A 21,579-nucleotide genomic window follows, 5' to 3' on the forward strand; every position below is an offset into this window, starting at 1 on the left:
GGTTAGACTTATACTTATTTATATGAATCTTTTCTATCGGATCAGTGGCCAGAGTCGGCTTATTGTGTTGCTCCTGGGTGTTTTCTTTCTGTCCGTTTGCACTTCTCCGTTTTCCTCCTTTGCATTTGCCGCCGATATCGACATCCGGGGCGTGGTGAAAAGCAGCACCGGCGAGCCGCTGATCGGGTCCACCGTGCGCGTGAAGGGTTTGCAAAAGGGTACGGTCACCAATGAAAAAGGCGAGTTCGTGTTACAGGACGTGAGCGACAATGCCACGCTCGTGATCACGATGATCGGCTTTTTGCCCAAAGAGGTGAAAGCCGCCCGGAGCATGTCCATCGAGCTCGTGGAAGACGCCGTCGGCTTGCAGGATGTCGTAGTCACGGGTTTCCAGCAGATTAATAAAGATAAGTTCACAGGCTCGGCCGTTACGCTCAAAACCGACGACGTGAAGATCGACGGCTTACCGGACGTCAGCCGGATGCTCGAAGGCCGCGCCGCCGGTGTGTCGATCCAGAACGTGTCGGGTACATTCGGGGCAGCTCCCAAAATCCGTATCCGCGGCGCCACGTCACTGAACGGGGCCAACAAGCCATTGTGGGTGATCGACGGCGTGGTGCAGGAGGATATTGTGAATATTTCAAACGACCAGCTTTCGAGCGGCGACCCAACAACCTTGCTGGGCTCGGCCGTAGCAGGCCTTAACCCGAACGATATTGAAACTTTCGATATCCTGAAAGACGCCGCCGCGGCTGCATTGTACGGCGCACGGGCCATGAACGGGGTAATCGTGATCACGACGAAAAAGGGGAAGAGCGGCAAGCCGGTCATTACTTATTCGGGTAATTTCAGTACGCAGCTGGTGCCTTCTTACCGCAATTTCAACATCATGAACTCAGCCCAGCAAATGTCCGTGCTGGGTAACCTCGAACGCAATGGCTACCTGAATACCGATATTTTGTCCAAACCGGATTATGGCGTGTATGGTAAAATGTATAACCTGATCCAGGTCGGCGACGATCAAGGCAATTTCGACCTGAAAAACCTGCCGGAGGCACGCCGCGATTTCCTGCTCGGTTACGCCAAGTCCAACACCGATTGGTTTGATGTCCTTTTTAAACAAAATTTCATTCACGAACACTCGCTCAGCGTTTCGTTCGGTACCGAGAAATCCAGCTCGTATGCGTCGGTGAGTTACCTCGACGATAATGGCTGGACGATCGCCGACAAGGTGAAGCGGTACACCCTTAATTTTAACAACAATTACCAGCTTTCCGACCGCCTGAGCATCGGGCTGACGACACTTGCATCAGTTCGTCGGCAGCAGGCACCGGGCTCGCTGAGCCGCCGGAGCAACCCGGTGGAAGGCAAGTACGACCGCGATTTCGACATTAACCCATTCAGCTACGCGCTGAACACGAGCCGTACGCTCACCGCTTACGACCAGAACGGCAACCTCGAATATTTCCGCCGCAACTTCGCCCCATTCAACATTATTTCCGAGCTCGCGAACAACAGGATCAACCTCACGCTGGCCGATATCAAGCTGCAGGGCAATTTGTCCTACAAAATAACGGACCATTTCAGCTACGACTTCCTCGGCGCATTGCGGTACATTCAAACCGGCCGCGAACACATGATCACCGAGCATAGCAACATGGCCAATGCCTACCGTGCGGCGGACAATTCCACCATCGCATTAGCAAACAAATACCTCTATACCGACCCCGACGTGCCCAATGCAAACCCCGTGGTGGTGCTGCCGAGCGGCGGTTTTTACAACCGGAACGAGGACCAGATGCTGTTCTATAATGTACGGAACAACCTGCGTTTTAACCAGAAATTCCGGGAGCGGCACGAGGTAAATGCGCTCGTGGGGCAGGAAGTGAAATTTACCAACCGCCAGAATTCCAATAATACCGGTTACGGCTTCCAGTACGATCAGGGAGGAACACCCTTCGTAGATTACCGCATTTTGAAACAAACCATCGAAACCAACTTCCAGTATTATGGAATGCAAATGGATTACGAGCGGTTCGCGGCATTTTACGGCAGCCTGGGTTACACGCTGGACGACAAGTATAACCTTACCGGCTATGTCCGTTACGATGGTTCCAACCGCTTCGGTAAATCCGCCATTGCGCGCTGGCTGCCTACCTACACCGTTGCCGGTTCCTGGAACTTCGATCGCGAGAATTTTTTCAAAAACCTGAAATGGCTGAGCATGGGCCGTCTGCGCCTCAGCTACGGGCTTTCGGCGGATACAGGCCCTGCTACCAACGCAGCGGTGTTGCTGCAAAGCATTATCACGCGTCGGCCTTATGCCGACGAGAAGGAATCGGCCATTCAGCTGGCTTCGCTGCAGAATACCGAGCTTACCTGGGAGAAATTATACAGCGGTAACGTCGGCCTCGATGTGGGTTTGTTTGCCAACCGCATCAATTTCACACTGGACGCGTACGTCCGCAACAGCTTCGACCTGATCGACCAGATCAAAACGTCGGGTATAGGCGGGCAGATCTACAAAGTGGCCAACTATGCCGATATGGAATCGTACGGCGCCGACTTTTCGGTGGATGGGGTGCTTTTCAAAAACCGCGACTGGGATTTTCGCTCGCGCATTACATTCGGCTACTCGCACACGCTCATTACCAGCGTGGACAACAGCCCCGGTATTTTCGACCTCGTGAAGGCGGAAGGCGCCAATGTGCAGGGCAAGCCGGTACGCAGCCTTTTCTCGATCGATTACCGTGCTCTGAACCCCAAAACCGGTGTGCCGATATTCCTGAACGAGAATGGCGAAGTGAGCTCGGATGTGTACTTGCAGGACCAGAACGTGCAGTATCTCAAATATGAAGGGCCGGTAGACCCGCCGTTTACAGGTGGTTTTAACAATACACTGACCTACAAAGGGCTCACAATGAACGTATTCTTTACCTACCAGGCCGGCAACAAGATCCGCCTTAATCCATTGTTCCGCGGCTCGTTCAGCGATTTGGATGCAATGCCGAAAGAGTTTCTCGACCGCTGGGTAATGTCCGGCGACGAGCAGGTACCGGCCAAGCCGTCCATTTCGGACCAGTTGGAGCTGCTTTATTTGCAAGGCACTTATCCCTACAACATTTATAACTACTCCACGGAGCGCGTGGCGAAGGGCGATTTTGTGCGGTTGAAGTCGGTGTCGCTGGCGTATAAGCTGCCTTTGCAGGTGATTTCAAAGTATGGTTTCAAAGCGGCAAGCATTCAGGTGTCGTCGATCAACCCCTGGCTGATCTATTCGGACAAGAAGCTGAAAGGGCAGGACCCAGAGTTTTTTAACTCCGGTGGTGTGGCGCAGCCGATCCAGAAGCAGTTTACGGTTGCATTGAAACTGACGTTGTAACAGGGTAATGGTGAGGATGATACATTTTTCAGATATGAAAGCCATCAAAAGATATAAAAAACTGATACTGATCCTCCCGCTGCTGGCGCTGGCCGGATGCGAGGATTTCCTTTCCAAAGAGCCGGATAGCACGCGGGCGATCATCAACACGCCGAAGCAGGTGTCGCAACTACTCACTACCGCTTATCCACAGGCCGGGTACATTGTGTTTTCGGAAGGGATGAGTGATAATGTAGCCGACAAAGGCCAGGGGCAGGACGACAAAACCAACCGCGGATCTTTCCTTTTTGAAATAGTGGAGGCCACGGTAGACGAGCAGGATTCGCCCGACCAGTACTGGGCCGAATGCTACCGCGCCATTTCCGTGGCGAACGAAGCCCTGGACATTATCAGCAAAATGCCGAACCCGGCCGAGTACAATGCCCAGAAAGGCGAGGCGCTGCTGGCCCGTGCCTATGCGCATTTTATGCTTGTAAACTACTACTGCCAGTTTTTCGACCCGCAGGCAACCAACGACAGCCCCGGCATTCCGTACGTGACGGTGCCCGAGGATGTGGTGATCAAACAATACGAGCGCGGCACGGTAGCAGGCGTGTACCAGGCCATCGAAGCGGATTTGCTCGAAGGGCTTCCGCTCATCAGCGACGGTACTTACACGGTACCGAAGTACCATTTCAACCTGGCGGCGGCCAATGCTTTTGCCAGCCGTTTTTACCTGGTTAAAAAGGATTACCAAAAAGTATTGCAATACGCCAATGCGGCCATTCCGGGGAGTTTTGCCGAAAACATGCGCCCCTGGAATACCACTTATTCCAGCATGTCGCCGGCAGAATTGTTCAACATTTATTCCCGTGCAACGGAGAATGCCAATCTGCTGCTCGTTGAAACCTCTTCGACTTACGGACGTTACGTGGCCAGCTACCGTTACGGCATGACTTACGCCAAATGGCAGGAGATTTCGGCCAGCGAGCAGGCAATTGCCGGTAATGCAAGCTGGGCATTTCCGCTGTATTACCGGGGAGATAACAACTATTTTATCCCCAAACTAACCGAATATTTCGTTCGCGAGTCGGTGAATGCGGAGATCGGTCTTCCTTATGTGATGCTGCCGGCATTTACCGTGGAGGAAGTGCTCTTCAACCGCATCGAGGCGAATGCGTACCTGAATAATACCACCGCATCTCTGGCCGACCTCAACACCTATGTGAGCAAGCGCGTGTCCAATTACGACGCGGCCACGCACAGGGTTACCGCTACCAGTCTGAACAGTTATTTCAGGACGGGAAACGCCCGCAACAACATCATCGAGGCGGTGCTCGCATTCAAGCGCGTGGAGTTTGTGCAGGAAGGTATGCGCTGGTTCGATATCCAGCGTTACAAACGTGCGGTGACGCATACCACCCGCGCGGGCTCGGTGATTTCCGTGCCGGCCGGAGATCCCCGCCGCGTTTTGCAGATCCCACAGACTGCCGCCATTTCAGGTATTCAACAGAATCCAAGATAAGAAGCCATTGAATTATGAAAATGCTATTTAAACATATCACTTCCTGCATGGTAGCCGCGCTGCTTTTCAGCACGACGTTAACCTCTTGTAAAGAAGAAGACATCGGGAATGTGGACGATATCCCAGGCCTGGGAGGGGACCAGTACGCGAAAGGGCCGATCGATAAATGGATCGAGGACAGCCTCGTGGCGCCTTATAATATTTCGGCCAAGTACAAATGGGACCAGTTCGAGTTCGGTAACCTGACCAAGAACCTCGTCCCGCCCGACGAAGCGCAGGTGGTGCCGTTGCTGAGCACGATCCGCAAAGCATGGACGAACCCGTACGTGGAAGAGGCCGGAAAGGTGTTTTATAATAAATATTCGCCCAAATTCTTCATTCTCTCGGGTAGTAACGAATACAATTCCGAAGGCTCGGTAACGCTCGGAACGGCGGAAGGCGGCCGGAAGGTGATTTTGTATGGGGTGAATTTATTTAAAATCAAAGGAATGGCGGGTTACGATCCGGGCAAGGATTCGTCGTTTGTGAAAGACTGGTTCCTGCACACGATCCACCACGAATTCGGGCATATCCTGCATCAGACCGTGCTCTACCCGGTGGAGTACAAAAACATTTCCAAAGCCTATTACCAGGGCGGAAACTGGATCAACTGGAGTGATGCGGATGCACGCCGCGATGGCTTTATCACAGCTTACAGTTCGTCGGCATTTGACGAGGATTTTGTGGAAATGATCGCGATGATGCTTACGGAAGGCAAGGTTGGGTTCGAAAAACTGGTGAATTCCATTCCAGAAGGTACCAGCCCGCACGGTGTAACAAAGGCACAGGCGCAGGCAGCATTGCGGCAAAAAGAGGCTATTATTGTGGCTTATTACAAGAATACCTGGAAAATTGATTTTTACAGTCTGCAAAAACGGGTGCGGACTTCGATGAATAAACTTTTTTAATGCCAGATGAATAGATCATTATTATACCTGCTCTTTCTGACCACTGTTTTCTTCTCCTGCGAAAACAGCGACGACACGGTGTTTGAGGAATCGGCGGATGTGCGTTTGAATGCGGCATTGGCATCTTACGAAAAGCAGCTCGTGGAGGCTCCCTACGGCTGGAATGCGGTCATTTACCCCGGTGGCGGAGGCAGTTATGGTTTCTATTTCAAATTCGACGATAAAAACCGGGTGACGATGTATTCCGACTTTGCGGATGCTTCGGCGGCAAAGTCCAAGGAAAGCAGCTACCGCCTGAAAGCAATGCAAACGCCTTCCCTCATTTTCGATACCTACTCCTACCTGCACGTGCTGGCCGATCCCGACGAGAGCGTCAACAACGGCACGCGCGGCGAAGGGTTGAAATCCGATTTTGAATTCAGCATTTTCCCCGATTCGGTGAAAACCGACGTGATTACGCTTGTAGGCCGTAAAAACCAGAGCCGCCTCGTGCTCACCAAGGCCACGCAGGCTCAGGCGACCGCCTACACCAATGGGGATCTCGCAAAAGGACTTTTGTTCAATAACATTGCCAAGTACCAGCCCTATTTCAAGCGCATTACATTGGGCGCCAATACGTACGAGCTCGTTGTCAACCAGGCAACCCGGACAATCAAAATGACGTGGCTCAATGGCAGCTCGCCGAGGACATTTACCACCAGCTACTACTTTAACCAGTTGGGTGTGGTGTTCGTATCGCCGCTCGTGAACGGCTCGCAAACGATCACGGGCTTTGGCAACATTACCTGGAATGCCAACACGACGCAGCTCGGACTCACAGGCGGCGGTGCCAACGGGACCGTCGTGAGTGCGATCAAGCCTTTGTCGACGGACCTGGCCGCTTCGAAAAGATGGTGGCAGACGCCCATCGAGTCGGGTGGCGACTGGCGCTCCTCGACCGGCTTCCACGTGAATGGCGTCGACGATGCATTCAAAGTAGCCGATTTGAAATCCGACGAATCGATATTCGCATTTTATGTTTATCAGCCCGGCGTAAGCTCCCGAAACGACCTGTTTGCGCCGATTTTCTTCGACGGCGAAAACATATTTCTTGATTACGGCCACGCACCGGCGCCGCCGACATTTACTTCCGACGGAAGAGCGGTATTCACCTCGGCGGGCACCTATGGCACCATTCCGGCAACGGGAGCAGCGGCAGAATCTGCGAAGCTGCTTTATGATCCGGCCGGTTTTTACCTGATCCAGACATCCGAAACCACCTACGACATGGTAAGTGCCAAGGATGCGAAATCGTGGATTACCTGGGAATAGAAGGCATTCCAAATAGCCGTTCAACAAAAAAGCACTCCCGCCCAGGAGTGCTTTTTTGTGTTTTAATACAAATCTTAATTATAACCTGCATTCTGGACGAGCTGCTTGTTGACATCCATTTCGCGTTGCGGGATCGGCATGATGAGTTTCGGCGAATTGTAAGGTAGTGCGCCCACATTCTGGCGCGTGCGCTTGGCATCGTGGAGCGTATGCCCTTCAAATGCCAGTTCCAGGTGCCGCTCTTTCAATACCGACTCGATGGTCGCCGTAGCAGCCGCTTTCAGGCCGGCGCGGGTGCGGATGGCATTCAGGTCGGCCAGGGGCGCGGCGCCTGTCTGCGTGTTCAGGCGTAGGTTCGCCTCCGCGCGCGTGAGGTACATTTCGGCCAGGCGGAATTGCAGCACATTACCAAATTTGTCGAGGTGTTTCTGGGTAAACGTGTTGTTGGTGCTCACAAAAAATGCCCCGCGCTTGTCGCCCGCCTCGTAAAGGCTTCTGTGCTTCGCCAGCACGCGGATATCACCCCGGCCGGCCGTGCCGGGAATCGACGAAATGGTCGTGCCGAAGAAGGTATTCATATCGTTCACGCCGTCCTGCTGCGTCACGATCATCGAAAAAATGTACTCGTCCGGGTTGGCGCCGCCATTGTCGAGGAATGTGAAAAACAGCGATTCAAACGCCGTGTTAAGCGAAAAGTCGCCGGAAGTGATCACTTCATTGGCCTCGTCGCGAGCTGCCGCATAGTTACCCTGCATTAAATACACCCGCGAAAGCTGGGCCGAAGCCGCATATTTCGTCGCGTAGAAAGTGTTGCTCTCCGGCAGCAGCGATTTCGCTGTGGTAAGGTCCTCCAAAACCTGCGCATACACTTCCGCAACGGAATTTCTCGCGATTTTATCGGCCTCCGTCACGCCCCTCGTCGGTTTCAGCACGAGCGGCACGCCGGGGTTCGCGCCATTGTCGCCGTCGCCCCAGGTTTTGGCATATAACCTCACCAGATCAAAATAGATCGATCCGCGGATAAACCGGGCTTCCCCTTCGATCCGTGCGCGCTTGTCCTCGTCGACGATCGCCAGTGCAGAAAGCACATTGTTGCACCGGTTGATCGCCACATACGAATCGCGCCAGGTGGTGGTGGCGGTCGCATTGTTGGTGGTCATTTCGTGGTTGTACATTTCGAGCAGGTTCTGGAAGGTCCCGCCGAAACCGAGCTCGTCGCTGTTGCCCAGGAGCTCGGAGGCATACTGGAATGCGCCGCCGTACACGTCGATGTCCTGCAAGCCGTCATAGCATCCGATAAGCGTCACCTCCACGTCGCGGGAAGTACCCAGCGCCACATTTTCGTCGATACTCTGGGTCGGCGCCACGTCCAGCTTGCTGTTGCAGCCGGTGACGGCCAGCATAGCGGCCAGGAGCGTTGCCGGTAATGTATATCTGTTCTTTTTCATGATTTTTCCAAAAATTAAAATCCAATGTTGATGCCTACCAGCAATGTGCGCGGCTGAGGGGCGGTATAGAAGTCGTTACCCAAGGCGAATTTCAGGTCTTTGTCGCTCATATCGTCGGTATTCACCTCCGGGTCCCAGCCTTTGTAATTGGTGAATGTGGCCAGGTTCAGCGCCGACACGTAGAGGCGTATCCGGTCCATTTTCATCCGGCGCACCAGTTCCGAAGGCAGCGTGTAACCGAGCGAAAGCGAGCGCAGGCGCAGGTAGGAGCCGTCGAAAATGTAGCGTGACGACGCCTGATTACCATTACCACGGTAGAAACGTGCTTCCGGAACGTCGGTATCGGGGTTTTCGGGCGTCCAGGCATTGAGCTGGTCCGCCGTCTGGTTGTCTTCATAAATACCGTTTGCCGAAGAATACTGGCCCACGCCGTAGAAATTGATCTTGTTGCCCGAAACGCCGTTGAAGAACACGCTCAGGTCGATGCCCTTATAGGAAAATGTGTTGGTGATACCGCCCACGAATTTCGGGTTGGGATTGCCCGCCACCACGCGCGTGGCGCTGTTGTAGCCGCTGTTGGTGACAGTCGAGCGGTCTACGGAGCCGTCGGGGTTCGGTGTGTTTTTGTAAAACAATGCATTGCCATTGGCACGGTCCACGCCCGCATATTCCACGGTATAAAAAACACCGACCGGCTGGCCTTCCATTACACGGCTCATGCTGCGGATACCGCCCTCGATCACCTGGCCCTGGATGTCGGTTACCTTATTCTTGTTGTTCGCGATGTTGAACGAAGTGTTCCAGCGGAATGCGCCGACCGTGTTTTGGGTATTTAATACAAATTCAAAACCCTTGTTTTCCAGCTTGCCGACATTGGCGAACTGTACCGAGAAACCCGACGTTGCAGGCACGTTCACTTCCAGCAAAAGGCCATTGGTTTTTTTAACATAATAATCGATTTCCCCACTGATCCGGTTGTTGAACAAGCCAAAATCAATGCCGAAATCCGCCTGGCGGGTCGTTTCCCATTTCAAATCGGGATTGCCAATCTGCGACGGACGCTGACCGGCCGAGCCTGCATAACCCGCATCGCCCGAGAAAAGGCCCAGCTGCGGGAAGTCGCCGATTTCGGAGTTACCCGTCGAACCATAGCTCCCACGAAGTTTCAGGAAGCTGAGCGCATTGTTGTTTTTGAGAAAACCTTCTTCCGTGAGCACCCAGCCCAGCGACACCGACGGGAAGAAGCCGTAGCGCGAATTGACCCCGAAACGCGAAGAGCCGTCGATACGCGCGCTGGCCGAAAGCAGGTATTTGTCGGCAAACTTGTAGTTCATCCGCAGGAAATAGGAGAGGAAACGGAAGTTCGTCTCGCTCGTGCTGCCGTCCGATTTGGTCGCCGCGCTGGCGATTTTCTTGTACGAATCGGAAGGGAATTGCGTGCCTTCCACAAAGCTCAGCTTGCGCTGCGACTGCTGGTACGACATGCCCAAAGTCGCCCCGATGTTGTGGCTGCCGAGCGTTTTGTCGTAGGAAAAAAAGTTGTTGGTATTGTAATTGGTGACAAACGTCGCATAGGTGTTGCCCAACCCGCTGCTGGCGGTGCTCACGTTGCGCACGTTCTGGCTTTGGTAATAGCCTTCCTCGTTCTGGTTCAAAAGGTCTATTCCCAGCTCGCTGCGGAATTTCAGGTCGGGCAGGATATTGATCTGCGCGAATGCATTGGTCAGGTTACGGAACGACGTCGCCTCGAACTTCGCATAGTTGATCGCGATCATCGGGTTGAAATAGAGCGGCACGTTCACGTCGCCCGGCGGTGTTCCGGTCGGCAGGCCCGTTTCCGGGTCGGTAAATGGCGTCAGCGGGGTAAGGGCTGCCATTTGGAGCGGGTTCGAGAATGCGTTGTCGCCCGGCAGGCGGCGATTGATAGTCCTTGCCAATCCCATCGAAAGACCGATCTGCAACCATTTGTTGGCCTGGTGGTCGAGGTTCATACGGCCGGAAATGCGTTGGAGGTCATTGCCGACAAGGGTGCCTGTCTGGTCAAGATACTGTCCCGAAAGAAAGAATTTGGTCTTCTCATTCCCCCCGTTCAGTTGCAGGTCGAGCTGCTGCATCGGGCCTTTCCGGAACGCCTGGTCCTGCCACGAATAATTCTGCTGCTGGGGCGTATTGTAGGTGCCCAGACTATAATAGTCGAGAAACCCTCCTTCGCCGAGCATGTATTGGGTATATGAATCCGGGTCTTGCGTATCGGTACCGTCGATCCGGTCGCGGTTGTTGGCCGCCATTGTGTAGAACTTGACGTATTCATCCGCATTGAGGAACTTCACCCGGCGGGTCGCTTCGGAGGAGCCGAGCTGGTAGTTGACGCTCACGTTGGTTTTTCCCGCCTTGCCGCGTTTGGTGGTGATGAGTACCACGCCATTCGCCGCACGGGAACCGTAAATGGCGCCGGCGGAGGCGTCTTTCAGGATTTCGATCGATTCGATGTCGTTGGAGTTAATGTCGGACAATGGGTTGGTAGCACCGCCATTGTTGCTCAGGTCGGCCGTCGTGACAGGCATCCCGTCGACTACGTAAAGCGGCTGGCTACTCGCGCTGATGGACGAGTTCCCGCGCACGCGCACGTTGATGGCCTGCCCGAGCTTGCCTGTGCCGCTGTTCACATACACACCCGCCGCACGCCCCTGAATGGCCGCGTCTACACTCGCAACGGGCATATTCTGGATTTCCGTCCCTTTTACCTGGGCAATGTTTCCCGTCAGGTCGCGCTTGATCTGCGAGCCGTAGCCCGTCACCACTACTTCGGAGAGGCTGCGCGTGTCGCTCACGAGCTTCACGTCGATCTCGCTCTGGTTGGCCACAACAATTTCCTGGGCCACCATGCCCACAAAACTGAATACAAGCACCGAATTGGAAGAAGGCACGTCGATTGCGTAGGCACCTTCGGAGTCCGTCTGCGTACCGACGTTCGAACCCTTTAGCTGGATGGAAGCACCAGGCAGGGGAGAGGCATCTTCACTGGTCGTGACCTTTCCGGTGATCCTGACGCCCTGGGCAGCGGCGGGAAGCCATAGCAGTGCCCATCCCAGCAGCATTAGCGGGAAAAATTTGTTCATAACAGTTAGGTTTGGTTATTATAGGTTATTGCAAACAAATATATTGTTGTTGTAGAAATAACCAAATTTTATTATGAATTTATTCGAAATAACCTAAGTTATATTTTGATAAAATAACTGGAAAAAATATAATATTTTGTCGACGTTTTACCAGTATTTGCCGTTGCGCTTCGCAAAGCGATAACCCCGCCAGAATATTCGTAAATGGTCAAAAATGGTTGGGAGAAGTCCGAAATGCCTGCGCAGCACTTTGAAGCGGTCGATGAGCGACCGGCGGTGGTTTTTGACGGACAGTCCTCCCAGCAGGTAGCGGCAGATGACGAATGGGGCATATTGCACCTTCCGGGCATTTTTGAGACATGCTATCTCCCAGTCGATGTCGGCGCTGAGGTTTTGGTCGTCGTAAAGCGGGGCGATGGATTTTCGGGCAATGAATGCCTGATGGCAGACCTTCATGCCGAGTGCGAAGTCCTGCCAGCGGAGGTTCTGAGGTAAGGTATGGGGCGTAAACCGGCTTCGCAGCCCGACTTCCGTGCCATCGTCGCGAACCATCATGGCATCGCTGTAATAGACATCGGCGCCGGTTTCGAAAGATTGGAGCAGGTTTTGGAGGGTATATTCGTCAAATGCTTCGTCGCCTGCGTTCAAAAACCACAGATAACGGCCTGTGGCGAGCTGCATGCCCTTGTTCATGGCGTCGTAAAGGCCATTGTCCCGTTCCGAAACTATCCGGGAAATCATCGATCCGTACCGGTCGGCTATTTGCAAGGTGCTGTCCGAAGAGCCGCCGTCGATGATCAGGTATTCGACCTGCATGGGGTCACCGACGTGCTTCAATGCTTTTTGAACACTGTTTAACGTGCGGTCGAGGAAGCGTTCGGCCTGGAAAGTGATGGTGACGATCGACAGGAGCGGGCTGTTATCCATGCAGCAGGGAATCGTAAAGTTGGGAATACAGCCCGGCCACCACTTCGCGGGAATAATGTTGCAGGACTTTTTCACGTGCAAGTCCGGAAACGGCGCCGGCCGCATTATGGTTTAGCACCCATTGAATGCCTTCGGCAAGCGAGGAGGCGGATCTGGTTTTGGCCACATAACCATTTTCGAGGTGCCCGATCATCTCGGGAATCCCGCCGGTATCGAAGCCGACTGCCGGTGTTCCGCATGCCATAGCTTCCATGATGGTATTCGGCAGGTTGTCTTCCAGCGAGGGTACAATGAGTACATCGGCCGCATTGTAGGCCTTTACCATTTGGCGCGGGTCGGAGATTTTGCCTAAAAAATGCACTTTAACGGGCATATCGCGGAAGTTTTCAGGCTCGCCTTTTCCTAAAATCATCACTTCCGTACCGGCCAGCGCCGGATCTTGCATGGCCTCGCGGAAGTAGGCGAAACCCTTGCGCGGGTCTTGCGTGTTAGCCCCTGCGAAAAGGAGCAGCTTTTTATCGGTTGGCAAGGCCCATTCGTTCCGCGCGGCTATGCGGTCGCCGGGCTTGAAAAAATCGGTATCAATGCAGTTCGGGATGGCGCGGGATGGTATTCTGGTCGTGAGCGCGGCTTTTTGCACGAGACCGTCGAGCCAGCGGCTTGGCGAAACCAATGTCAGCGGTGCCTGGGCGTAGATGCGTTGTTTTTGCTCGAATTGTGCAAAAGAAATGTCGTATTCACCGGGTTTCCGGAGGTAGGGGCAATAATGGCAATGCGACAAATAGTGATCGCAGCCGCGGTTGTAATGGCAGCCGCCGGTGAACGTCCACATATCATGCAGCGTCCACACGATCGGTTTACCGAGCGCGAAGAGTTTTTCGAGCGATGGCAGCGAAAGGAAGCCGAAATTGACCCAATGCAAATGGATGATACTCGCCTGCTTTACCAGCGGATGCCCGCTGATATCGGCGCCCGCCACGGCGGGCGAGAATGCGAAGCGCACGGACTGGTCCTTCTCGTGCGGCAGGAACCAGAGCCTTTCCAGCACGAAATTTCCCCAGGCTTTCTTCGATCTCCACGGGCTGTCGGCCCAGGCGACGGTGTTTGGGCCGGGGCGGGATATTTCCGAAACCATCAGGTGCGAATCGACGCCCGCTTGGAGCAATGCCTCGTGCAATCTTGCCGCAGCGACCCCGGCGCCTCCTTCCCAATGAAAAGTACTTAGTTGAAGTACCATTTGATCGCTGTGATAACTTGTGTTTGGCAGAATGATGAAGTCCGACGGCATTCCATGGCGGTAAAATTAATAGTTCTGCCTTTAAATAATTTTTATTCGATGAAACTATCTTTATTGCCAAATCAGTAACCCGACGAGATGTCAAGCGAAAAACGGAGCCACGAGGCGCATTCGGAATGGTATGAATTGCAATATGCAACGCAGGAGGCTAAAAATAAGGCCATTGAACTGTGGGAGTATGATAATGCGCATCAGACGATCAACAACTGGATTCACAAACGCCAGCTGGAACTGACCAACCCGTTTGTACAGGAAAAAAAATCGTGGCTGACGGTGGGCGACGGTTACGGCTTCGATGCGAATTTTTTTTATAAAAAAGGGCTCGACGCCACCGCCAGCGACATTGCCGGCACATTTCTGCCATTATCGAAAGAACGGGGCTTCATCGAGCATTACGCCGTCGAAAATGTGGAGCATTTGACGTTCGCGGACAATAGTTTCGACTACGTTTTCTGCAAAGAAGCCTACCACCATTTTCCGCGCCCGTACCTGGGTGTGTACGAGATGGCACGCGTGGCGCGCGAGGCCGTGATCCTCATCGAGCCGCACGACCCGATCTCCAAAATGCCATTCCTGCTGGCATTAAGGAATATTTTCGATCGGTTCGATACCAGCGCATTGCAGAAATACTGGAAAAACCGGTATTCGTTTGAAACAGTCGGCAACTATGTTTTCAAACTCTCGGAGCGCGAAATGGACAAGCTCGCCAACGGTATGGGCCTGCCCGCGGTCGCTTTCAAAGGCATCAACAACAACTATTATCATCCATCCTACGCCCAGGAAAAGGCGGACGATTCGTCGCCGGCATTCCGGAAGATCAAGCGCAAGCTCGCATTCCATGATTTTCTGGTAAAAGCATCGCTCATGCCTTCACAAGTGCTTTGTGCGGTGATTTTCAAAAAGCTGCCATCCGAGCAGGTGATGAAAGCCATGCAGGCGGAAGGCTTCCAGGTGCACATTTTCCCGCCGAACCCCTACGCGCATTGAGTTTGTGCTGGATTGCGGCATGGTCAAAGGTCACAAATTGTGACCTTTGACCATGCGTACTCTTCCTTCGTTAGTTCGAACATCACCTGTAATTCCATAAAATTTAGTGTATGTAGATGTGACTACTATATGGAATACGTAACAATTTCACTTTGGTCACCGAATCGGGCGGAATTTTTCGATAGGCGAAATATGCCTAGTTTTATGCCCAAACATTAATAGATTACCTTCCATGTTACCAGATGTCAGGATTGCCGTTATCGGGCTTGGTTATGTCGGTTTGCCGCTGGCAGTGGCTTTTAGCGGGAAATATCCGGTGGTCGGGTTCGATATCAACAGGCGGCGTATCCAGGAACTGAAAGACGCCTACGATACGACGAAAGAAATTTCGCGGCAGGATCTGCGGGAGGCGGTAAACCTTACATTTTCGTGGGATCCGACGGAGTTGGCGGCGTGTAATGTGTTCATTGTGACCGTTCCTACGCCTGTGGATCACTACAAAAAGCCTAACCTCAGCCATTTGCTGAAAGCCAGCACGATGATCGGGCAGATGCTGAAAAGCGGGGACGTAGTGATTTACGAATCGACCGTGTACCCCGGCTGTACCGAAGACGATTGCGTACCGGTGCTGGAACGCGAAAGCGGGTTGACATTCAATAAAGACTTTTTCTGCGGGTACTCGCCAGAGCGCATCAACCCGGGTGATAAGGTCAATACATTCACGAAAATCAGGAAGGTGACGTCCGGCTCCACCCCCGAAATCGCGCGGTTTGTGGACGATCTGTACGCATCGGTGATCGAGGCTGGAACGCACCTGGCTTCGAGCATTAAGGTGGCTGAGGCGTCCAAAGCCATTGAAAATGCCCAGCGGGACGTGAATATTTCTTTTGTGAACGAGCTCGCATTAATCTTTGACCGGATGCATATCGATACCACGGAAGTGCTCGAAGCCGCTGGTACCAAATGGAATTTCCTCAAATACAAACCGGGGCTCGTCGGCGGGCATTGCATTGGCGTGGACCCGTATTACCTGGCGTACAAGGCAGAGTCGCTGGGGTATTACCCGCAAGTAATTCTCTCCGGCCGTAGGGTAAATGATATGATGGGCGTTTTCGTGGCCAACAAACTGGTAAAGCTCATGATCCGCAAAGGCCACAAAATAGAAGGCAGCCGGGTACTGATCCTCGGCATTACGTTCAAGGAAAATTGCCCCGATATCCGCAACACGCGGGTGATCGACGTGTACCGCGAGCTCACTGATTTTGGCATGCAGGTAGAAGTTTACGATCCGTGGGCATCGGAAGAGCAGGTACTGGCCGAATACCATGTTGCCTTGCTGAACAGGCCTGTGGGTTCTTACGAAGCGGTGGTCCTGGCCGTAGCGCATCAGGAATTCCGGGTAATGGAGTTCAGTGAATTCACCGGCCCGGATTCGGTGATATTCGATTTAAAATCGGTGTTGCCGCAGGAAATGGTCGACTCGCGGCTGTAAATGCAGCCCATATTGGCAGCCAATGCCGGTTATTCGCGCCAGCCGAAGATGTTTAGTTGCAGGTCCATCACATCGTTGCCCCGGTAGCGATGGTTCGTGAATGGCCGCAGGCGGTGCTGGTTGGTATCCACATAATAGCGGAAGCCATTTTCTTCAAACACCTTCACCACATCCGCAAGCCCCTGTGCATTGCCGATATAGGAGTGAAATTCTACAAACAGGTTCTGCACATTCCCCAGCGAAGCGCGGCAGTCATTCAGTACGTCGATTTCAGCACCCTCAATGTCCATTTTGAGAAAATCGATACGGCCCTCGTTTTCGAGGTAATCTTTCAGGCGAACGGACGCTATCTTCCTCTTTTGAGAGGTGGAATAAATGGAAGAAGAATCGGCCGATTCGCTGCCGAACCAGATGCCATCCTCGTTCGTCCAGACGGCCTTGTCTACGATTTCAACGTCCTGAACCCCATTGCTTTCCAGGTTTTGCCGAAGCAGCGACGCAATGGCGGGTTCCGCTTCAAATGCCAGCACCCGTGCTTTGGGATATAGCTTTTTAAAATACAGAACGCTCATTCCAATATTCGCACCGCAATCGAAAACGACGGGCTGCGGCTGGCTCGTTTCGAAATGGTAAAACTCGTCCGCGAAAATCTCCTTATGCTGCCATAGGAACGACATCACATCGGGGACTTTCAGCCTGAATGCACCGAATGCTACGTCGGTCAGCTGGTAACGTGCGCGGTTCCCGTATTTGAGCAGCAATGCCATAAACTCCCGGTTCCGGGCGGAACTGAGCGCGTGATAAGGTTCTTTAAGCAGGTAACGAAGCCAGTACATATTGTCGGGAGGTCAAATGCCGTATTTGACCTTGTTTTTAATTTTTAAAAGAAATGGCAACCGGTAATATCTCCGGAATGCGGCGATCATACTCCCGTCAAGTGTGAGGTCAGGCGGCATCACCACATTACCCTCGGCCATTTCCTGGCCGTATTCTGCCGAAGTGAACGTAAAATTAGTGCCGCTGCCATCCGTCCCGATGTTTTTAATCTTCGAACGGACCGGATAGAGCCCGTAGGCCTGATGGGTAAACTGCGAATACGTCCAGCGAATAGCCCACGAATCGATGATGCCCTTCTGCTGCTTGGCGAGCATGGGCCAGAGGTCCTCACCACCGAGCGTAAATGCTTCGCGTTGGAACGGGTCGCTTTTTAACTTGTCGAAACCGGTTACCTGCCAATCCGCATTCGCCCATTTGTGCGCCCAGGTGCCCCAGCCCCACGAGCTCGCGCGCGGCACGAGGTACACATCGTGCAGGTAGTTTTGGGGAAATTCGAGCGGCGGCGTGTAGCCCGTTACCGAATAAATATCGTCGCGCTCCGCATAGGTATCCAGCGCATTGTTCATGAATGTCAGGAAATCGGTCGTGCTGAGCATATCGTCTTCGAGGACGATCACTTTCGGGTATCTCGAAAGTACAGCACTTACCCCTTCGGTCACCGAACGCGCCAGGCCCTTATTTTTTTCAGCCTCTATAACATGTACCTGCCGGAAGCCGGTAACCTTTGCGAGGTATGCGCGCACTTCACTGACTTGCTGCCGGTCGCTTTCGCTTTTCGGGCCGTCGGAATACACGTACAGCTCGCTTTCGGCGGCCAGCATGTTCATCCGTAAGCTTTCTACCGTTCGCTGCAAATGCCCGGGGCGGTTGTAGCAAAACAAAACAATGGGTGCGATCGGACCTGACAAATCTATTTTCAGCTTTTGATTGCGTCGATGATCAGGGAAGTGTAGCCGAGCTTCCCGTTTTTGTTGCGCTCGTCATGGTCGGCCGAGCGGCGTATCATGCCGTCCTCCGCATTCCAGGGCGCTTTGTGAAACTGACCATTCTCGTCGAAATATTCGAGCAGGTTTACCTTGAAACCTACATTTTCGAGAAAGCCGGACATGATTTTGTAATTATAAAGCAACTTATGGTCGTCGGCCCCATTACCCGTCCCGCCGGGTTTTACATACTCGATATATTCTTCACTGGGATTAAAACCGTCGGGAACGGCCACGCGGAGTACGCCGCCGGGTTTGAGGAAAGTATAGCAATTGGCAAATGCCAGCTGGCCCTGCTCGGGCGTGAGGTGCTCCCACACGTGCTCGGCCAGGATGCGGTCTATCGAATCTTCGAGGAAATACCGCTGCCAGTCGCTCTTTTTCAGCAGGTTCAATGTCTCGATGTCGGAATGTATCCAGCCTTTGAAAAGCGAATACATAGAGCCTACCACCAGTTTGACGGGCTTGGTACGGTCGTAGCTGGTTAGTTGAAAACGGCTGTAAGGCTCTTTCAGAAGGCCTGCTACTATTTTTTGTTTTAAAGACATCGTGAATCCGGAAATGTTGAGCCGTTACGGGTAATCGGTACGGTTACGTGGCCAAAGATAGCAAAAGTTGAAATGACAGCGGGCAGTACGGGGCCGTAATCGTCTGCTTCGGGCCGGGTTGCCCTATTTTCGCTTGAAAACAACAGACCTTACCATTGCCCATCCCATAGTAAACCCGGCCGAAATGTCCTCGGAAACCCGCCACACCAGAATGCCGCCGCCGAAGATCACGGTGACGATCACCGACCGTATTGCCATGTCGATCAGTACGGGCACCAATGCGCGGCTTGCCGGTGCCGGGATGAAATGCACCGTCAGATAAGTGAGCGCTGCCAATAACAAAACCTTGGCCGTACCTGCCGTGAAGGGTTGAATCCCCATTTTACTTTTGATAAAAAACAGCTTGACCACATTGTAGGTAACCGTCGCGATGAGTGCTGCCGCTGCCGCGCCGTTGTAGCCGTAAAGCGGGATCAGGAATTGACTGGCCGTCAGGATCAGTACGGTGAAAAAGAGCATGAAAACGATGTCGTAGCGGTAGAAGCGGGAGTTGGTGAGGATTTCGGTGTTCAAGCCGGTCATCATATCGGCAATGCGCGAGATGCCCACCATGAGCACTACCCATTTGCCTTGCGCGTAAATGTCGGATTTGGGAATGAGGCTGAAAATCGCGTCGATATTGCACCAGATACCGAGAAAGAGGAACGTGCCGATGATGAAGAGGTTAAGGGACGATTTCTTGTAAATGGTATCGATATGCGGGATGTCGTTCCGGACGTAAGCTTCTGAAATAATGGGTGCGCTGATCATGACAATGGCGTTCCGCGGAATGGAGATCACCAGGGCAATGCGCGAGGCAATATCGAAAATCGCCGTGCTGCCCAGTCCGCCTTCGAATGCCGGCAGGAGTACTTTTTCAATGTGCGGAAGCAATGCCGCGCTCGCGCCGCCGAGCAGCACCCACAGCCCGTAACGGTACATTTCCTTGAATGCGGGATGTCTGATAAAGCCGAAATCGAGGGAGGTGAAAAGGCGGTTCTGGAAGCGCAGGTATACGAGCATGGCCGCGATCGCAACGCCATAGCTGACGACGGTCAGGTTCACCATCGTATCGAAAGTGATCACTTTGAAACCGAACAGCAATACCAACAGGCTGTTTGCCAGCCGGAGGCCCACCTCGCGGATCAGCGACGGCACGGCAATGCGCAGGTTAATGCGCGAATAGGATTCCAGCGCGAGCAGGTACACCATTCCCACCGTCAGGGGAATGAATACATAATAGTACCTGACCAGCATGGGGGAGTGGTCGAGGTAAAATTTGAGATATAATGGCTTGAAAAGCAGGTATAACAGCGCAAATGCCGTGAGCCCGACGAGCGGCGTAATGATGATGAATGTAAAAAGCTGCCTGCGCGAGGCCTCGTCCTGGAACCGGCTGTGGAACCTGACGGCCACGGAAGGCACGCCAAGCAATGCGAAAGACATATAAATGACCGGGAACGTGAGCAGGGTGGAGGCATACAAACCCAGTTGTTCCTGGGTCATATACTGGTTGTAAAGGATCAGGATATTGAAAATTCCGATGACAACACCGACGTATGAAACAATGGAACTCTTAAATCCCTGACGTACAATAATCCCCATTGAGGCACCACTTGATTACGGGACGAAGTACGAGAAAAAGCGGCAGAATAACATGAAAATCCTGAATGTAGTGGGTGCCAGGCCCAATTTCGTGAAAATAGCGCCATTGCACCGCGCTTTCCTCCGCTACCCGGATATGCATTCGCGGATCGTGCACACCGGCCAGCACCACGACTTTGCGATGTCCGGGATATTTTTCGAGCAGCTTTGCATTCCGCCGCCCGACCATTTCCTCGGCGTCGGGCTCGGATCGGTCACCACGCAGACGGCCGAGATCATGCGGGCATTCGAAACGGTAATCCGGGAAGAGACGCCCGACCTGGTGATCGTGGTGGGTGACGTGACCTCCACGCTCGCCTGCGCGCTCGCGGCTGTGCAGATGCGCATCCCGCTCGCGCACGTGGAGGCGGGCCTGCGCAGCCGCGACCGCACGATGCCCGAGGAAATGAACCGCATTCTCACCGATGCGATGGCCGACGAGCTGTTTGTGACCGAGGCAGCGGGGATGGAAAACCTGCTGCGCGAAAGTGTCGATCCCGCCCGCATTCATTTAGTGGGGAATGTGATGATCGATTCGCTACGGATGATGCGGGAACGGATCGACGATCCGGCTATCCTGGCGCAATGGGAAATCACTGCCGGGCAGTACCTGCTCGTGACCCTGCACCGTCCGGCGAATGTCGATCACGCCTGCGGGTTGAGGAACATCCTGGCTGTACTTTCCGTGGTGAGCAAGCGGTGGCCGGTAGTTTTCGTAGTGCACCCGCGCACGCATTCCAGGTTGATGGAATTTGGATTAATACAAGAATTGGAATGCATGCGCAGCGTTACCATGCTTCCGCCGCAAGGCTACATACAGTTTTTGACCCTCGTTCGCCACGCCGCGGCCGTGCTGACCGACTCCGGGGGCGTGCAGGAAGAGACTACCTTTCTGAAAATCCCCTGCATCACCTTACGCAACAGTACCGAGCGGCCGGTTACCATCGCGTGTGGTACCAATTACCTGCTGCCCGATTTTAATGCGCAAAAGGTTTGGAACATACTGGAATTTGCATTGCACAAAGGAAAAGAAGCAAGTATCCCTCCGCTCTGGGACGGGCTTGCGGCAGATCGGATCGCGAATATTTTGAGAGAAAAATACATTAATTCGTAG

General features: G+C 53.4%; 15 protein-coding genes. 7 read left to right on the forward strand and 8 right to left on the reverse strand.

The genetic code is table 11. From position 1 onward, the window contains the following. The first annotated feature begins 22 nt into the window (after positions 1–22). The 4 genes from H144_RS0111275 to H144_RS0111290 are packed head-to-tail and all read left to right on the forward strand — an operon-like array spanning position 23 to position 7,144. Entirely contained in the window at positions 23–3,382 is a 3,360-nt protein-coding gene (locus H144_RS0111275) for a SusC/RagA family TonB-linked outer membrane protein (protein WP_051100084.1), read from the forward strand. A 34-nt stretch (positions 3,383–3,416) separates the two neighbouring features. Then, positions 3,417–4,886, forward strand: a complete 1,470-nt coding sequence (locus H144_RS0111280) for a RagB/SusD family nutrient uptake outer membrane protein (protein WP_019942169.1) — start codon at positions 3,417–3,419, stop codon at positions 4,884–4,886. Positions 4,887–4,900: 14 nt separating this feature from the next. Further along, on the forward strand, positions 4,901–5,833 hold the full coding sequence (locus tag H144_RS0111285; protein ID WP_019942170.1) for a zinc-binding metallopeptidase: 933 nt from the start codon (positions 4,901–4,903) through the stop codon (positions 5,831–5,833). 6 nt (positions 5,834–5,839) lie between these two features. Then, positions 5,840–7,144, forward strand: coding sequence for a DUF4302 domain-containing protein (locus tag H144_RS0111290; RefSeq protein ID WP_019942171.1), 1,305 nt, complete (start codon positions 5,840–5,842; stop codon positions 7,142–7,144). Between the two features lie 74 nt (positions 7,145–7,218). On the opposite strand, the gene H144_RS0111295 is transcribed toward H144_RS0111290, so the two are convergent. The 4 genes from H144_RS0111295 to H144_RS0111310 form a co-directional block, all read right to left on the reverse strand. Beyond that, positions 7,219–8,592, reverse strand: a complete 1,374-nt coding sequence (locus H144_RS0111295; RefSeq protein ID WP_019942172.1) for a RagB/SusD family nutrient uptake outer membrane protein — start codon at positions 8,590–8,592, stop codon at positions 7,219–7,221. A 14-nt stretch (positions 8,593–8,606) separates the two neighbouring features. Beyond that, positions 8,607–11,711 carry a SusC/RagA family TonB-linked outer membrane protein gene (locus tag H144_RS0111300; protein WP_019942173.1) on the reverse strand — a complete coding sequence of 1,035 codons (3,105 nt, stop codon included), beginning with the start codon at positions 11,709–11,711 and terminating at the stop codon, positions 8,607–8,609. A 147-nt stretch (positions 11,712–11,858) separates the two neighbouring features. Beyond that, positions 11,859–12,638: a glycosyltransferase family 2 protein gene (locus H144_RS0111305; RefSeq protein ID WP_019942174.1), complete on the reverse strand. Its 780-nt coding sequence runs from the start codon at positions 12,636–12,638 to the stop codon at positions 11,859–11,861. Next, positions 12,631–13,875, reverse strand: a complete 1,245-nt coding sequence (locus tag H144_RS0111310; RefSeq protein ID WP_026350611.1) for a glycosyltransferase family 4 protein — start codon at positions 13,873–13,875, stop codon at positions 12,631–12,633. Before H144_RS0111310 ends, H144_RS0111305 begins: the two co-directional genes overlap by 8 nt. A gap of 138 nt (positions 13,876–14,013) precedes the next feature. Here H144_RS0111310 and H144_RS0111315 point away from each other — a divergent pair, with 138 nt between their 5' ends. Then, positions 14,014–14,922, forward strand: a complete 909-nt coding sequence (locus H144_RS0111315; protein ID WP_019942176.1) for a class I SAM-dependent methyltransferase — start codon at positions 14,014–14,016, stop codon at positions 14,920–14,922. 232 nt (positions 14,923–15,154) lie between these two features. Continuing rightward, a complete protein-coding gene (locus H144_RS0111320; RefSeq protein WP_019942177.1) occupies positions 15,155–16,414 on the forward strand; it encodes a nucleotide sugar dehydrogenase in 1,260 nt (419 codons plus the stop codon). A gap of 29 nt (positions 16,415–16,443) precedes the next feature. Here the strand turns inward: H144_RS0111320 and H144_RS0111325 are convergent, their stop codons facing one another. The 4 genes from H144_RS0111325 to H144_RS0111340 all read right to left on the reverse strand — a co-directional run bounded on the left by H144_RS0111325 (position 16,444) and on the right by H144_RS0111340 (position 20,426). Continuing rightward, positions 16,444–17,250 (reverse strand): FkbM family methyltransferase, encoded by an 807-nt coding sequence (locus H144_RS0111325; RefSeq protein ID WP_019942178.1) that lies wholly within the window; start codon positions 17,248–17,250, stop codon positions 16,444–16,446. A 12-nt stretch (positions 17,251–17,262) separates the two neighbouring features. Next, positions 17,263–18,159: a glycosyltransferase gene (locus H144_RS31715; protein WP_033402495.1), complete on the reverse strand. Its 897-nt coding sequence runs from the start codon at positions 18,157–18,159 to the stop codon at positions 17,263–17,265. Between the two features lie 8 nt (positions 18,160–18,167). Beyond that, positions 18,168–18,782 (reverse strand): class I SAM-dependent methyltransferase, encoded by a 615-nt coding sequence (locus tag H144_RS0111335; RefSeq protein WP_019942180.1) that lies wholly within the window; start codon positions 18,780–18,782, stop codon positions 18,168–18,170. A 123-nt stretch (positions 18,783–18,905) separates the two neighbouring features. Next, positions 18,906–20,426, reverse strand: coding sequence for a lipopolysaccharide biosynthesis protein (locus tag H144_RS0111340; RefSeq protein WP_019942181.1), 1,521 nt, complete (start codon positions 20,424–20,426; stop codon positions 18,906–18,908). A 52-nt stretch (positions 20,427–20,478) separates the two neighbouring features. On the opposite strand from H144_RS0111340, the gene wecB reads away from it, so the two are divergent. After that, positions 20,479–21,579: a non-hydrolyzing UDP-N-acetylglucosamine 2-epimerase gene (gene wecB / locus H144_RS0111345; protein WP_019942182.1), complete on the forward strand. Its 1,101-nt coding sequence runs from the start codon at positions 20,479–20,481 to the stop codon at positions 21,577–21,579.

Origin of the sequence: Dyadobacter beijingensis DSM 21582 (genome assembly GCF_000382205.1) — a bacterium.
GTDB classification, from domain to species: Bacteria; Bacteroidota; Bacteroidia; order Cytophagales; family Spirosomataceae; genus Dyadobacter; species Dyadobacter beijingensis.